2 protein-coding genes are annotated in these 1,050 nt (G+C 70.9%); both read left to right on the top strand.

The annotated features are described in order from the left end of the window. A partial coding sequence (locus BCY76_RS18400) for a hypothetical protein (protein ID WP_170922755.1) occupies window positions 1-631 on the top strand: 631 nt, incomplete at its 5' end. Between the two features lie 20 nt (window positions 632-651). Then, the coding region (gene tatB / locus BCY76_RS17870) for a Sec-independent protein translocase protein TatB (protein WP_139827893.1) at window positions 652-1,050 on the top strand (399 nt) is incomplete at its 3' end.

Genomic DNA, 1,050 nt, shown 5'->3' with positions numbered 1-1,050 from the left:
CCCGCCGACGGCGCGTCGGCTCCCCGGCCACGTCGCCCCGGCCGGCGGCTCCGAGCCGCTGGTCCAAGCCGACGGGACCGCGCAGCTGCCCGGCGCCCTGACCACGACCACCGTCCACGAGCTGCGACTGGACCACCTGGACGACCTCAAGCCGCTCGGCTGGACCGTGGGGCACCTGGTGGACTTCGGCTTCGGCTTCGAGCCGCAGCGGCTGGAGACCGGGGTGGTCGACGGCGTCCGCACGGTGGAGCTGCAGCTGGCCGACGGAGCGGACCGCATCAGCGTGGCGGAGACCCGCCCGGAGTCAGAGGACGTCGGTCTCACCTCGCTGCGGGAGAAGCTGGCCCCCATCCTGGACGAGGATCTGGTGGAGCACCATCGGGTCACCCTGGGCACGGGGGAGGGCTGCGACCTCTTCGTCTCCCGGGCCGGGGACCGCTGGACTGCGGCGGTGGAGACGGACGACGCGCAGTATGTGATCACCTCGAATCTGGCCGAGTCCTCGGCGGAGCAGGTGGCGGACTGGGTGATGGCCTCCGACCGGGCTCGGGTGCAGATGCTGCCCACCGACCCTTCCGCCAGGGACCGTCTGGCCCGGGGCCTGGACGAGCTGTTCCGATGGAACGACTGAGTTCACGGTAGATTTGGTCTGTGCTTGGTATCAACGGTTACGAGCTCATCATCCTGGTGGTGCTCGCTCTGGTCATCCTCGGCCCGGAACGGCTGCCGCAGTATGCCCAGACGCTCGCTGAATGGGTCCGCAAGGCCCGGGGCATGGCTGAGGATGCCAAGAAGCAGTTCAAGGAGGAGACCGGGACCGACTTCGACGACGTCGACTGGAAGAAGTACGACCCCCGGCAGTACGACCCCCGGCGGATCATCCGCGAGGCGCTGGCTGAGGAGGTCGACACCACCCGTCGCGCCGTGGGGGAGGTGCGGGACGCGGCCCGTCTGGAGCCGCCTCGGCGCCCCCGGAACGGTGCAAGCGGTCCCGCAGCAGCGGGTCCGGGGGCAGCGGCGCAGGAGCCCGCAGCACGACCGGGTCTGGCC

Source organism: Nesterenkonia sp. PF2B19, from assembly GCF_001758425.2.
Lineage (GTDB): Bacteria > Actinomycetota > Actinomycetes > Actinomycetales > Micrococcaceae > Nesterenkonia > Nesterenkonia aethiopica.
The sequence above is the reverse complement of the archived record's forward strand: the minus strand, read 5'-3'. Positions and strand labels throughout refer to the sequence as shown.